Annotated in this window: 11 protein-coding genes; 8 read left to right on the top strand and 3 right to left on the bottom strand. The window is 60.8% G+C overall.

What is annotated here, in order from left to right; translation table 11 throughout:
* Position 1 precedes the first annotated feature (1 nt).
* The 8 genes from MWU53_RS08665 (at position 2) to argE (ending at position 8,623) form a co-directional block, all read left to right on the top strand.
* Entirely contained in the window at positions 2 to 1,480 is a 1,479-nt protein-coding gene (locus tag MWU53_RS08665; RefSeq protein WP_247092455.1) for an aldehyde dehydrogenase, read from the top strand.
* Positions 1,481 to 1,692: 212 nt separating this feature from the next.
* Positions 1,693 to 2,970 (top strand): NAD(P)/FAD-dependent oxidoreductase, encoded by a 1,278-nt coding sequence (locus MWU53_RS08660; RefSeq protein ID WP_247092453.1) that lies wholly within the window; start codon positions 1,693 to 1,695, stop codon positions 2,968 to 2,970.
* 21 nt (positions 2,971 to 2,991) lie between these two features.
* Positions 2,992 to 4,137 (top strand): SRPBCC family protein, encoded by a 1,146-nt coding sequence (locus MWU53_RS08655; RefSeq protein ID WP_247092451.1) that lies wholly within the window; start codon positions 2,992 to 2,994, stop codon positions 4,135 to 4,137.
* 22 nt (positions 4,138 to 4,159) lie between these two features.
* The gene (locus MWU53_RS08650; protein ID WP_247092449.1) at positions 4,160 to 4,576 is read left to right on the top strand and encodes a RidA family protein; all 417 of its coding nucleotides are present in this window, start codon (positions 4,160 to 4,162) and stop codon (positions 4,574 to 4,576) included.
* A gap of 73 nt (positions 4,577 to 4,649) precedes the next feature.
* The gene (locus MWU53_RS08645; protein ID WP_247092447.1) at positions 4,650 to 5,324 is read left to right on the top strand and encodes a DUF1028 domain-containing protein; all 675 of its coding nucleotides are present in this window, start codon (positions 4,650 to 4,652) and stop codon (positions 5,322 to 5,324) included.
* Positions 5,325 to 5,355: 31 nt separating this feature from the next.
* On the top strand, positions 5,356 to 6,468 hold the full coding sequence (locus tag MWU53_RS08640) for an aromatic ring-hydroxylating dioxygenase subunit alpha (RefSeq protein WP_247092445.1): 1,113 nt from the start codon (positions 5,356 to 5,358) through the stop codon (positions 6,466 to 6,468).
* 71 nt (positions 6,469 to 6,539) lie between these two features.
* Positions 6,540 to 7,493, top strand: coding sequence for a LysR family transcriptional regulator (locus tag MWU53_RS08635; RefSeq protein WP_247092443.1), 954 nt, complete (start codon positions 6,540 to 6,542; stop codon positions 7,491 to 7,493).
* The gene (argE, locus tag MWU53_RS08630) at positions 7,490 to 8,623 is read left to right on the top strand and encodes an acetylornithine deacetylase (RefSeq protein WP_247092442.1); all 1,134 of its coding nucleotides are present in this window, start codon (positions 7,490 to 7,492) and stop codon (positions 8,621 to 8,623) included. The genes MWU53_RS08635 and argE overlap by 4 nt, the downstream gene beginning before the upstream one ends.
* A gap of 9 nt (positions 8,624 to 8,632) precedes the next feature.
* On the opposite strand, the gene MWU53_RS08625 is transcribed toward argE, so the two are convergent.
* The 3 genes from MWU53_RS08625 to glyA all read right to left on the bottom strand — a co-directional run bounded on the left by MWU53_RS08625 (position 8,633) and on the right by glyA (position 14,242).
* The gene (locus tag MWU53_RS08625) at positions 8,633 to 10,258 is read right to left on the bottom strand and encodes a thiamine pyrophosphate-binding protein (protein WP_247092440.1); all 1,626 of its coding nucleotides are present in this window, start codon (positions 10,256 to 10,258) and stop codon (positions 8,633 to 8,635) included.
* Positions 10,259 to 10,382: 124 nt separating this feature from the next.
* Positions 10,383 to 12,812, bottom strand: coding sequence for an FAD-dependent oxidoreductase (locus MWU53_RS08620; RefSeq protein ID WP_247092438.1), 2,430 nt, complete (start codon positions 12,810 to 12,812; stop codon positions 10,383 to 10,385).
* Positions 12,813 to 12,967: 155 nt separating this feature from the next.
* Positions 12,968 to 14,242: a serine hydroxymethyltransferase gene (gene glyA, locus MWU53_RS08615; protein WP_247092436.1), complete on the bottom strand. Its 1,275-nt coding sequence runs from the start codon at positions 14,240 to 14,242 to the stop codon at positions 12,968 to 12,970.
* Positions 14,243 to 14,277 lie beyond the last annotated feature (35 nt).

The following is a 14,277-nucleotide window of genomic DNA, read 5'->3' as shown; positions in this document are numbered from 1 at the left end:
GATGGAACAGAAACCGCATTATCAGCTGTTCATTGACGGCCAGTGGGTCGATGGGGCCGACGGTCAGGTCATGGCCACGCAAAACCCGGCGACGGGTCAGGATTGGGCGACGTTTGCCTGCGCTGCGCCCGCGGACGTGGATCGTGCCATCGCGGCCGGGCGTCGGGTTCTGAACGATCCCGTCTGGCGCGACATGACGCAAACCCAGCGGGGCAAGCTACTCTATCGTTTGGCCGAGTTGATCGAGGAGAACGCCCAGCGCATCGGCCAGATCGAGACGACGGATAGCGGCAAGCTGTTGGCCGAAACCTCGTCTCAATCAGCCTATGTGGGGGATTATTACCGCTATTACGCCGGTCTGGCGGACAAGATCGAAGGGGCGGTTCTGCCCATCGACAAGCCCGACATGCATGTGTTCACCCGGCGCGAGCCCATCGGTGTGGTGGTCGCCATCGTGCCGTGGAACGCGCAGATGTTCCTGACCGCGACCAAGCTTGGTCCGGCTTTGGCGGCGGGCTGTTCCGTGGTGCTGAAAGCGTCCGAGATTGCGCCCGCGCCGATGCTGGAATTCGCACGCCTGATTGAACAGGCAGGCTTCCCGCCCGGCGTGGTGTCGGTCATCACGGGGGACGCGGAAAACTGCGCTATTCCGCTAACCCGTCACCCTGATGTGGACCGCATCGCCTTTACCGGCGGTCCGGAAACCGCGCGGCATGTGGTGCGCAACTCGGCCGAAAACTTCGCGGTCACTTCGCTGGAACTGGGCGGCAAATCCCCTATTCTGGTATTTGAAGACGCCGATCTGGACGGCGCGGCCAATGGGCTGATCGCCGGGAACTTTGGCGCGTCTGGGCAAAGCTGCGTGGCCGGGTCGCGCGGGTTGGTGCATCGCTCGATCTTTGATGCACTCGCCCAGCGGATCGAAGAGAAAATGCAGTCGGTGGTCGTGGGTGATCCCCTGTCAGCAGACACACATATCGGCCCGCTCTGCACCAAGGCACAGGTGCGAACCATCGAGGCGACATTGCAAGCCGCCCGAGATGGCGGCGCAACCATCCGGTTCGGAGGCGCGCCCTTGGATCGTCCCGGCAACTACATGGCGCCGACGCTGGTGGAATGTCCCAATACCGACGTTGAGACCCTGAAGATCGAGATGTTCGGGCCGGTCATGTCCCTGATCCCCTTCGACACGGAAGAGGAAGCCATTGCGATCGCCAACTCAACCCCGTTTGGGCTGGGATCAGGTGTGTTCACCGAAAACGTCGCCCGCGCGCACCGTGTGTCGTCGCGTCTGAAGGCCGGGATCTGCTGGGTAAACACCTATCGCGCCGTGTCGCCCATCGCGCCGTTCGGCGGCTATAACCAATCCGGCTATGGCCGCGAAGCCGGTCTTGAGGCGGTGCTGGATTACACGCGCACGAAAACCACATGGATTAGCACCTCGGACAAGCCGATGGCCAATCCATTTGTGATGCGCTGACATAGGCCGGGGCGTGCGCTGGTACGCCCCGCGCTTTGACTTAGGTCAGACCTTATTAATGCGCATTGATATTAGTCTTAGCCTAATCAATGCTGACTCATAACGTTCTTTTCCGTTGGTCCCAAAGTGACAATGTAAAGCGACCGCAAACAGAAGGTGCGCCCCGCCCTTCCCCTGCGCCGAGACGACATTCAGACATAAGGACCAGACACATGCCCGTTGAAACCATTGATACGCTTGTTGTTGGTGCCGGACAGGCCGGAATTGCCCTCAGCGAACACCTTGGAAACAGCGGCGTGCCTCATCTGATTCTGGAAAAGAACCGCGTGGCCGAGGCGTGGCGGACAGGGCGCTGGGACGCGCTGGTGACCAACGGGCCCGTTTGGCACGACCGCTTCCCTAGCCTTGAATTTAAGGGCAACGGCCCGGACGAGTTCGTGACCAAGGACCGTGTTGCGGATTATCTGGAAGAATACGCGCAGATGGTAAACGCCCCCGTGCGCACCGGGGTCGAGGTGTTGAAAGCTGAACGCCTGCCTGATCAAGCCGGGTTCCGGGTCGAAACCTCGGACGGCGAGATCCACGCCAAGCGCATTGTCGCTGCAACCGGTGCTTTCCAGCATCCCGTGATCCCGCCCATCGTGCCAGAGACCACGAAGGTCACGCAGATCCACTCCTACCACTACAAGAACCCCGCGCAGTTGGCCGAGGGGGCGGTGCTGGTGGTTGGGGCCGGATCATCAGGTGCCCAGATCGCGGACGAGCTGAACCGCGCGGGGCGTAAAGTTTTTCTGTCGGTCGGGCCGCATGACCGCCCGCCGCGCCGCTATCGTGGTCGCGATTTCGTCTGGTGGCTGGGTGTGCTGGGCCTGTGGGATTTGGCCGCGCCGAATCCGGGGACGGAACATGTAACGATCTCGGTCTCTGGGGCATATGGCGGCAATACAATGGATTTTCGTCGTCTGGCGGGCGAAGGCGTCACGCTTCTGGGCATGGCCGACGGGTTTGAGGATGGCACACTGACCTTCCGCGACGACCTGCAAGCCAATGTGGCCGCAGGTGACGCCAATTACAGCGAAATGCTGGATGCCGCCGACGCCTATCTGGACCGCACCGGCCTGTCCCTGCCGGAAGAGCCCGAGGCCCGCATCGCCTTCCCCGATCCCGACTGCCTGACCAACCCAATCCGCACCGTTGATCTGGCCAAGGAAGGGATCACGACGATCATCTGGGCCACCGGGTTCCGGCAGGATTTCAATTGGATGAAATTCGACGCCTTCGACGACAAAGGCGCGCCGATCCACCAGCGTGGCGTGTCGGTCGAACCGGACGTCTATTTCCTTGGCCTGCCGTGGCAATCCCGCCGCGGCTCGACCTTCCTGTGGGGGGTCTGGCACGACGCGAAACACGTCGCAGATCAGATCGCAATCCAGCGCGCCTATCTGGATTATGACGGCCCGGCGGCTGTTGTGTCCTCGGCTGCAGAATAAGCTCAACGAAAGAGAACTCAGATGGCCAAAGATCACATCGACCCCGTAGAGGAACTTCGCCAGAACACCGCCGAACCGTTCGAGCAAGCCCATGCCATGCCGCCCTCGGTCTACACCTCCGACGCGTTCCTGAAGGAAGAGCTGGAGCATATCTTCTCGAAAGATTGGTTCTGTGTGGGCCGGGCGGATGCGCTGAAGGAACCGGGCCAGTACACCACCTGCGAGCTTGCCGGTCAGCCGGTTCTGGTCATCCGCGACCGGGACGGTGAACTGCGCGCCATGTCGAACGTCTGCCTGCATCGCATGTCGACGCTTTTGCACGGCAACGGCAAGACCCGCGCAATCGTCTGCCCTTACCACGCCTGGACGTACAATCTGGACGGCAGCCTGCGCGGCGCCCCGGCGATGACCCTGAACGAAGGGTTCTGCAAGGACCAGTACCAGCTGCCGCAGGTGAAATGTCAGGAATGGCTGGGCTGGGTGTTCATCACCCTGAACCAAGACGCGCCCGACGTGTCTGATCAGCTGTCCCAAGTTGAAGAGATGATCGCAGGCTATGACATGACCAACTACACCGAGGCGTTCTATGAAGAGCACGTCTGGGACACGAACTGGAAGGTGCTGGCCGAGAACTTCATGGAAAGCTATCACCTGCCGGTTTGTCATGCGGGCACGATCGGCGGTCTGTCGAAGCTCGAGGATATGATCTGCCCGCCGGGCCTGCCCGCGTTTAACTATCACACAATCCTGAAAGAAGAATCGCTGCGCATCGCCATGGCGCATCCGAATAATGACCGCCTCAAGGGCGATAAGCGGCGCACGACATACTTATTGGCGCTCTATCCAAGCCTCTTGATCACCCTGACGCCGGGCTATTTCTGGTATCTGTCGCTGCATCCGAAAGGACCGGGCCAAGTACAGATCCGCTTTGGTGGCGGCATGTCCAACGACTTTGCCGATGACGCGGATATCGACCAGAATTTCGCGGATCTGAAGGCGCTTCTGGATGACGTGAATGTCGAAGATCGCGGCTGCACCGAGAAAGTGTTCAAAGGCCTGTCCTCGGACCGCGCCGTTCCGGGGCACCTAAGCCATCTGGAACGCCCCAACTATGACTTCGCGCAGTATCTGATGGCCCGGATCGAGGCCGGACGCGCCGCCACCTGACAACCACATAAAGGGACGCCCCATGGCCCATACCCGCATTCGCAAGTTCAACACCTCGGACACCTACCCCGAGCAAAATCTGGACAATGACCTGTGTCAGGCGGTTGTCACGCAGGGCGGCAAAACCGTTTATCTGCGCGGCCAGTGCCCGCAGAACTTGGACGATGCCGTCAACATCGACAGCCATGATCCGGTCGAACAGACCCACAAGGTGATGCAGAACATCCGCCAGTTGATCGAAGAGGCCGGCGGCGAGATGGAACATCTGGTGAAGGTGGTCGTCTACATCACCGACGTTCGCCACCGCGAGGCCGTCTATCGCACCATGGGCGAGTATATCAAAGGCGTGTACCCCGTCTCGACGGGTCTGGTGGTGCAGGCGCTGGCGCGGCCTGAATGGCTGGTGGAAATCGACGGGACGGCGGTGATCCCGGACTAAACGGTAAGCGAGGGGGCTGTCTGCCCCCTCGCGCTCCCCCGAGGATATTTCGGACAAGAAAAAGGAAACTTGGATGACGTTTTCACTGGTAGCCCGTTGCGCAGAGACTGGCATGTTCGGAGTGGCGATATCATCATCGTCCCCAGCAGTAGCGGCGCGGTGCGCTTATGCACGGGCGGGCGTCGGCGCGGTGGCATCGCAGAATGTGACGGATCCAATGTTGGGACCGCTGGCGCTGGATCTCATGCAGGGCGGCATGTCCGCGGGCGAGGCGATTGCCGGCGTTAAGGATCTGGGCCGGTTCATCGAATACCGGCAGGTTCTGGCGGTGGACAAAAACGGCACGACGGCAATTCATTCCGGCCCAAACAGTCTTGGCATCTGGACGCAGGCGCAGGGGCCGGATGTGGCCTCGGGTGGGAACCTGTTGGCCAATGACGGCGTGCCGCAGGCCATCGTGGACGGGTTCTTGGCCAGTTCCGGCCATCTGGGCGACCGGCTGATCGCCGCGATGCGCGCAGGCCTTGCCGCGGGCGGCGAGGCGGGTCCCGTGCATTCGGCAGGCATGATGCTGGTCGACAAGGTCGCATGGCCCGTCGCCGATCTGCGCTGCGACTGGACCGAGGACTGTCCGATCGAAAACATCGCCACCGTGTGGGAGATCTATAAGCCGCAGCTGGACGCCTATGTCCAACGCGCGCTCGACCCGCGCGAGGCGCCGTCCTACGGCGTGCCCGGCGACGAATAACCCCAAAACGCAACAGGAAACGGAGGGTAAGATGGGTGATTTAAGAACGAAGCTTCAGGATTTGGCCGCCTTGCCGGCCGATCGCCCGATGGGCATGCCTGGGGCGTATTACACAAGTCAGGCGCAGTTCGAGCACGAGGCCGCAACGGTGTTGCGCTGGAACTGGCATTGTCTGGGTCGCGCGGACGAAATCCCCGAGCCGGGCGACTTCTTCACCGTGCAGCTTTTGAAAGAACCGCTGATCGTCGTGCGCGGCGACGATGGGAATGTCCGTGTGCTGGCCAATGTCTGCCGCCACCGGGGCATGCCGCTGGCCGAAGGGCGAGGCAATGTGAAGCGGTTTGTGTGTTCCTATCATGCTTGGGCTTATGGCCGCGACGGGGCGCTGTTGCGTGCCGCGCGGATGGAAAACGCCGGGTTTGACAGCAAGACCTGCCGCCTGCACGGGCATAATGTGCATCTGTGGAACGGCTTTGTTTACGTCAACCTGGACATCAACGCGGCGCCGTTTAACCACCCGGATCTGGACGGCCTGCTGGCCCCCTACAAGACCGAGAATTTCCGTCTGGTCCACGTGGCCGAAGAGAACTGGCAGACCAACTGGAAATGCCTCGTCGAGAACTTCATGGAAGGCTATCACCTGTCCGTGGTGCACCCGCAAACCCTGCATGGCTACACCCCCACCGGACTGGCGCGCAAGCTGTTGGCGGGCGAGGATTTCACCTCATATGCCGCGAATTATCCCGACACGATCCCGCCACGCGGATATGGGGCCGAGGGGCTGAGCAGTGACGAACGCATGCGCTCGACCTTGTTTGCGAAATTCCCGACACAGGTCGCCAGCCAAGCGGCCAGCCTGTTGGTTTCGCTGTCGATTTTCCCGCTCAGCGCTGGTGAAATCCGCGTGAAGTGGACCATGTCCGTCTATGGCGAGGATCTGGACGACGCGACCATCGCCGACCGCATCAAGCTGTGGGAAGAGGTCAACCGCGAGGATCGTGAGAAGCTTGAGCGGATGCAGGTGGCCTTGGGCTCTGAACACGCGCTCGAGGGCCCACTGGCGGGTGACGACTATGAAGGAACGATCCGTGACTTCCAGATCTGGCTGGCGCGCCAAGACAGGGATGTCGTGGCCGCCGAATAGGAGAGTGATGTTAAGTCATACCTCACACGTATCAGGCTTGAACCATATGAACCGTAAGGCATAATCGCACGATGGCTTTGCGGTTCACTCTTCGTCAGTTGGAATATTTCGTCGCCGTGGGCGAGGAAGGCTCGATCGCGCAGGCAAGCGCGCGGGTGAATGTGTCGTCGCCGTCGATCTCGGCGGCGATTTCCCAATTGGAAGACGAGTTCGGCCTGCCGCTTTTCGTGCGCAAGCACGCCCATGGGCTGAGCCTGACGCAGGCCGGGCGGCAGTTCATGGCGCAGGCCAAGCTGGTGCTACAGGAAGCGGACGCGCTGAACCGGCTGGCGGGGGATATCTCGGGCAATGTGCAGGGACCGTTCAGCATCGGCTGCCTTGTGACCTTCGCGCAGGTGCTTCTGCCCGCGATTCGACGGCAGTTTGAACTGAAATACCCGGATGTCCGCGTCAGCCAGATCGAAACCGACCAGTTGACCCTGATCGAGCAGCTGCGTCGGGCGCAGATCGACGTGGCGCTGTCCTATGACCTTGAAATCCCGCCGGATCTTGAGTTTGTGCCGCTTCGGTCCCTGCCCCCTTACGCGATGGTGCCCGAAGGCCACCCCCTTGCCCGCCAGAACGAGGTCGAGGTGGCCGAGCTTTTGGACTATCCGATGGTCCTGTTGGACCTGCCGCTGAGCAGCAACTATTTCCTCAGCTTCTTTGACCAGACAGGCCGCAAGCCGCGCATTGTCGAACGCACGCGGGATATGGCGGTGATGCGGTCGATGGTGGCCAACGGGTTTGGCTATGCAATCGCCAATATTAGACCCTATTCCGACCTTTCTCCGGACGGGCGGCGCTTGGTCTTTATCCCTTTGAAAGGCGAACAGCGCCCCATGCAACTGGGCCTGATCATCCCCGAAGGCGCGCGAAACGTGCTGACGGTCAACGCCTTTATCGACCACGCCGCGACGGTCATTCGTGACTGGAATTATCCGGGGCACGCCATCCCGCCGACACCAGACGGAAGTACCGCATGAGAACACTAGACATTCTGGATCGGCTGATCGCCTTTCCGACCGTCAGCAAGGACAGCAATCTAGAGCTGATCCGCTATGTGCAAAACCTGCTGCAAAGCGCTGGGTTCGCCGTGGTGCGCATCCCGTCGCCCTGCGGTCAGAAAGCCGGATTGTTTGCGCGGATTGGGCCTGAAATGGGCGGCGTTTGCCTGTCCGCGCATACGGATGTGGTGCCGGTCAGCGGGCAGGACTGGTCCAGCGACCCGTTCACCCTGACCCGCCGTGGAGATCGCCTGCATGGGCGGGGGACCACGGATATGAAAGGGTTCCTCGCTTCAGCGCTTGCGATGGCGGAACGTGCTGCGAAAGCCACGCTTATCGAACCGCTTAGCCTTGCGATTTCTTATGACGAGGAAATCGGCTGCGTGGGCATTCGCCAGATGATGCCGACGCTGGCACCCCTTCTGGGCAGCCCCCGCGCGCTGATCGTGGGCGAGCCGACCGCGATGCAGGTAGCGACGGGGCACAAGGGCAAGGTGGCGTTGACCGTGACCTGTCACGGCGAGGCAGGTCACAGCGCGCTGGCGCCGAACTTCACCAACGCCTTGCATGTCGCCGCAACCTTCATCGACGAGGTTCGCGCGCTTCAGGATCGGTTGGCAATGGGCGCGACCGATGCGGCCTATTCCATCCCTTACTCGACCGTTCATATCGGGCGTATGACCGGAGGCCGCGCGCTGAACATAGTCCCGGATTTGGCCGAGTTAGAGATGGAATTTCGTCATCTGGCACAGGTACCGGCAGCAGACATCCTTTCCGAACTGAATGGAATCGCTGTACGCGTTAGCACGGCGTTCGACCGCCCCGACAGTGTCGAGATCACACAAACCAATGCCTATTACGGGCTGGAAACGCCCATCGATGATCCGGTTGTCGGCTGGGCGGGTCAGATGGCGGACACCCCTGACACCACCAAGGTCGCCTTCGGAACCGAGGCCGGGTTCTTCGCTGCTGAAGGCATCCCCACCGTGGTGATCGGACCCGGCGACATGGCGCGCGACGGCCATAAAGCGGACGAGGGCGTAGACCTGTCGGAACTGGCCGCCTGCGACGCGATGATGGACCGGATCCTGACCGATCTAAGCGCCTAAGCGCCCGGATTAGATACGCATCCGTGGCACGTCATTCGGATCCAGCCGCAGCTCGATCAGCAGCGGTTTCGTGCGGGTATCAATCGCGGTGATGGCGCTTTCCAGCGTCTCGACACTGTCCACATAGATGCCCTGCCCGCCCAGCGCGGTGCCGATTTCCGCAAAAGACGGCCAGTCGAACATCGACAGGCCCGGATCCATCTTACGGTCGAGGAACTGGATATGCTCAGCCCCATAGGCGCTGTCATTGGCAACGATCACAACCAGATCCTGCTTCATGCGCACGGCGGTGTTGAATTCGTTGATGCCGCCCATCATGAAGCCACCATCCCCGGTGAACAGAACCACAGGACGGTCCTTCACGGCAAACCCCGCGCCAATGGCGACCTGAAGTCCCAGCCCGATCGAGCCGAAATTGGTCGTGGCGATGAAGCTTTCCGCGTTAGGGGCGGCGACACGGCACCAGACCTCGGTCATGAAGCGGCCGCCATCCGTGGTCAGGAAGCGGTCCTTGGGCAACGCTGCGTCCAGACGGTCCAGCGCGTATTCAAAATTCACAAAACCGGGCGCGGATTTGTCGGGATTGCCTTTCGGGTGAGCAGTCAGAGCATCAATATCCAGCTCGGCGGTGAAACCACTGGGGGGGATTTCGGCCTCGTCCAGCCACCAGACGATGTTGTCGGCGGTCAGGCCCGCATCAGCGACCAAAGCCGCGTCGGGGTGATAGTTCTTGGACACCTCGGTCACGGTGTCATTCACCTGCACCACGCGCTTGCCCTTCATCAGCGCACCCTTGTCGGTGGTGAAGTGATGCAAGGACGTCCCGAACGCCACAACACAGTCCGCCTTGGCGATGGCTTCATACGCGGCGGGGGTCGAGAGCGTACCGAAGATGTCAATGTTGAACGGGTGGTCGTTGAACATCCCCTTGGCTTTCAGCGTGGTCGCCAGAGGTGCTTCTAAACGGTCGGCCAGTTTGATGATCTGATCCACCGAATCCTTTGCGCCGATCCCCGCCAGAATAATCGGGCGCTTGGCCGAAGCGATCATGCCGATAGCCTCGTCCAGATCGTCGCCCTCGGGCACATGTGCGGGGGCCGAGAACGCTGGGAAGACGTGCTTTTCATGCGTGGCCTCTTCCCACATGAAATCGGCGGGCATGTTCAGCACGATGGGCCGCTTTTCGACCTGCGCGCGGTAAATGGCATGCGCCACGTCATAGGATGCTGTCTGGGGCGAGCGCATCTGCTCGAACCCCGCGCCGGTAATCTTCACCGTCTCGCGTTGGTCGATGTTTTGCAGGTTCTGCGGGTTAGCGACAGCCGTGTCGCCCGCCAACAGCACCATGGGAACACGTCCGCGCACGCCCTCGGTCAGGGCGGTGACACAGTTGGTCAGGGCGGGGCCGTGGGTGACGGTGGCAATGCCAACGCTGCCGGACACGCGGCCATAGGCCAGCGCCATCAATACGGCACTGCCTTCAAACGCGACGGGGACGAATTCACCCCCACATTCGCGGACATAGTGGTCAACCATAAACAGGTTCGCATCGCCCATCAGGCCGAACATGGTTGTGTGGTCGTGATCCACCAGCGACTGCGCGATGGATTGATATACATAAGCTGAGGCGCTCATCTATGGGACTCCCTTAAATAGACCCGGCTTTCGGAATTAGCCGGCCTCACTTCTATTCTGGGTCCCTATGTATGGGCGCTAACATGGCAACGTCCACTGTTTTCTTGCAAATGAAACGATCCGATCAGGCGCGCGGGCGCAGGTTTTCCGGATCATAGGCGCAGGTGTCGATCACCTCGCCCTCTCGCAGTTCGTTGTGGATTTTCACCTGAAGCTTGGTGCCCGGAGCGGTCAGCTCCTGCGGCACAAGCGCCATCGCGATGTCATGCTGACAGTGATACGAGAACCCGCCGGACGTGACACGTCCAACGATCTGCCCGTCGTGATAAACCGCCTCGTACGCGATCACCGATGTCTCGCAGAAGGGCAATTTTAGCGTGATTAGGGTCTTATATTTGCCCTCTTCCTTCTGTTTCAGCAAAGCGCCTTTGCCGATGAAGTCGCGGTCGTTCATCGCCACGAAGCGACCCAGATCGGCCTCGAACGGGGTCATGTCCTTACAAATCTCACGGTTGATTGCGCGATAGGACTTGTCCAGCCGCATGCTTTCCAATGCCAGCGCCCCGAAGGGCCGCACGCCCGCCTTTAGAAGCAGATCAACGATGTGGCGATTGTAGTTGACGGGATGGTGAATTTCCCAACCCAACTCTCCGGTATAGCTGACCCGCAGAAGGCGCACGCCCTTGGCATAGCCGACTTCGCCCATCTGGGCGGTCAGCCACGGGAAGGCTTCGTTCGACAGGTCGTTGTCAGTCAGCGGCTGCAAAATCTCGCGCGATTTCGGTCCAGCCAGCGCGACCACGCCGTACTGTTCCGAGATGTCTTCCATCTGAACCGAGCCATCCTCCGGCAGGCGCTTGGACAGCTCGTCCCAGTTGTACACCTGCCCGTTGGGGGTCGAGACCAGATAGAACGCATCCTCGGCGTCGCGGACGATGGTGTATTCGGCATCCATGCCGCCGCGCTCGTTCAGCATCAATGACAGCGTCATTCGTCCCACGTTGGGCAGCTTGTTCGCCATCAACCCGTCCAGCCACGCCGCCGCCCCCGGCCCGCGCACCGTGAACTTGGTCATGGGGGACATTTCGATGAAGCCTGCGTCTTCGCGGGTCGTCTTCACCTCGCCCGCGACATGGTCCCATGCGTGGGTCTGGCGGAAAGACGCCACGGGGATCGCTTCCTCGTGCGTCGGCGCGAACCATTTGGGGAACTCATAGCCGTTATAGGTCGTCCACACCGCGCCCTTGGCCGTCAGCAGGTCATAAGACCCAACAGTGCGCATCGGGCGCGCGGAATAGAGATCCTCGCCCGGAATGTGCGCATGCATATGCGTGCCCCATGTCTCGCGCACTTTATCCATCGTCCAGCGTTTCGAGGCATAGTCGCCGAACCGGCGCGGATCGAGCTCGGACATATCAATGCCCGGCTGCCCATTCAGAATCCATTGCGCCAGCTGATTGCCCACGGTGCCGCCCCACAGGATGCCGCCGGGCATGCCTTCGGCCAGCCACAGGTTGTCATGCCCCGGCGCGGGGCCGGCCAAGGGCAGTTCGTCGGGCGTCATCTGGAACGGGCCGCGGGTGTTGGCCTTGATGCCAACCTCGCCCAGCACCGGCACACGTTCGATGGCGCGTTCCCACTGGGTCTCCACGGCATCGAAGTCTTCGGGCAAAAGGTCAGCGCCAAATTCTGGCGGCACACGGTCCTCGGCGAACAGCTTCAGGTCTTTCTCGAACTCGTAAGGACCGAATTGAAGGCCACCCGTGTCTTCACGCAGATAGGCACCGTAATCCTCGTCCCGCAGGATCGGGTATTCCGGCAGCCCCTCTTTCTTGCGGTCGATCAGATGCGGCACCGTTTCGGTGGTCCAGTACTGGTGCGCGATCGGGATACAGGGCAGGTCTAGACCCACCCGACGGGCGTTTTCCCGCGCGTAGTTACCTGTGGCGAAAATCAGGTGCTCACAAGTGATTTCGCCTTGATTAGTGACTATTTTCCACAATCCGTTCTCGAGCTTTTCGTAACTCTGCGCCTCGGTGTTCTGGTAGATCTTCGCCCCCGCATCACGCGCCAGCTTGGCCATCGCTTGCGTGATGTCGGCCGGGTTCACATAGCCGTCTTCGGTATGCAGGATGCCGCCCTGAATGCTGTTGCTTTGGTTCAAAAGCGGATGCACCTCGGCGATCTCTTCCGGGGTCAGCAGTTTGCAGGGAACGCCCGCCGCCTCGGCCACGGACAGATAGCTTTGGAACTCGTCCCAACGCTCCGGCGTGTTGGCCACGCGCAGCTGTCCGACCTTCTTCAGGCCGACTGACATGCCCAGCTTCTTCTCGACCTCGGTATAGATGCGGATCGTTTCCAGCGTCATTTTCGAAACATTGTGAGACCGCACAAAGGTCACCAGAAGCCCCGCCGCATGCCAGGTGGATCCCGCCGTCAGCTGCGTGCGCTCCAACATCACCGCATCCGAGCACCCGTGTTCCGTCAGCCCATACAGGATCGAGGCGCCAACGCAGCCACCCCCAACAACAACGACCTTCGCATGAGATTGCATGGGATCCCTCCGGTTCAGCATTCCTGTTACGAATCACTCTAGTGGCAAATCACCCTCTGACTTCTCTGAAAACGACACCTGCGCGTCGGTCAGATAACGCGGAAACCCCGCCTGATTTCACAGGCGGGGCACGGCAAGTCGGCAAAGGGCTCGCATCAGCCGGAATAGGCGGGGAAGGCAGTGCAGAGTCCGGCCACCTTGCCCGCAGCCGTGGACAAAGCCGCATCACGGGCGGCGTCATCCCCGGCAGCCTCGACGTCAATCAAATCTGCGATGATCTCGCCCAACTGGGCGAACTCGGCCTCTTTCATGCCGCGCGTGGTGGCAGCACTTGCCCCAAGGCGCAGGCCGACCCATTCGGGCGGGCGGGGGCTGTCATTGGGGATCGCATTCTTGTTGGCGGTGATGTTGGCACGCTCCAGAACCACCTCGGCACGTTTGCCGGTCAGACCCGTCCCGCTGAGGTCCAAAAGCACAATATGTGTGTCTGTTCCACCAGAAACGATGCGAATTCCGCGCGCAGCCAGCGTGCTGGCCAAGGTGGCGGCGTTGCCCTTGACTTGATGCGCATAGGCTTTGAACTCGTCGGTCATCGCCTCACCCAAGCAGACCGCTTTCGCCGCCAGAACCTGCGTGTGGATCGAGCCCTGAACGCCGGGGAATACGGCGGATTGCAGGCGCTTAAACCAGTCCTCGTTGTTGGTTAGGATCAGTCCCCCACGCGGGCCGCGCAGGGTTTTGGTGGTGGTGCAGGTGACGATATCCGCGTGCGGGAACGGTGAGGGATGCGCCTCACCCGCGACCAACCCCGCAATATGCGCCATGTCCACGTGGAACCACGCGCCCACTTTCTTGGCGATCTGGCCCATGCGCTCGAAATCAATCTCTCGCGGATAGGCTGATCCGCCGGCGATCAACAGCTTTGGTTTCAGCGACATGGCCTGTTGTTCCAGTTCATCATAATTGATCACCTCGGTTTCCGGATCGACCCCATAATGGTGCGGCTCGAACCAGCGGCCGGAGAGGTTGGCTTTCAGCCCGTGCGATAGATGCCCCCCAGCAGCCAGATCCAAAGACAAAACCTTGTCGCCGGGTTTCAGCAGCAAAAAGAACACGGCCAGATTGGCCTGCGAGCCGGAATGGGGCTGCACGTTGGCGTAAATGCAGCGGAATAGAGCCTTTGCCCGGTCAATCGCGGCTTGCTCGACCACGTCCACGAAACGACCGCCTCCGTGGAAGCGATTGCCGGGATAGCCTTCCAGCGTTTTGTTCGTCATCTCGTGCCCCAGAACGTCCAACACCGCGCGGCTGACGATGTTTTCGGACGCGATCAGCTCGATCTGATCCTGCTGACGTTGCTTTTCATTGTTCAGCGCATCCGCAATCAGTGGATCGGTTTGGGCGACCGGCGTATTGAATTGAAAAGTCATAGCGTCCTCGCTTTCCTGAAGAGGTGTCGCATTCA

It is taken from the genome of Aliiroseovarius sp. S1123, assembly GCF_023015885.1.
Taxonomy (GTDB): domain Bacteria; phylum Pseudomonadota; class Alphaproteobacteria; order Rhodobacterales; family Rhodobacteraceae; genus Aliiroseovarius.
The sequence above is the reverse complement of the archived record's forward strand: the minus strand, read 5'-3'. Positions and strand labels throughout refer to the sequence as shown.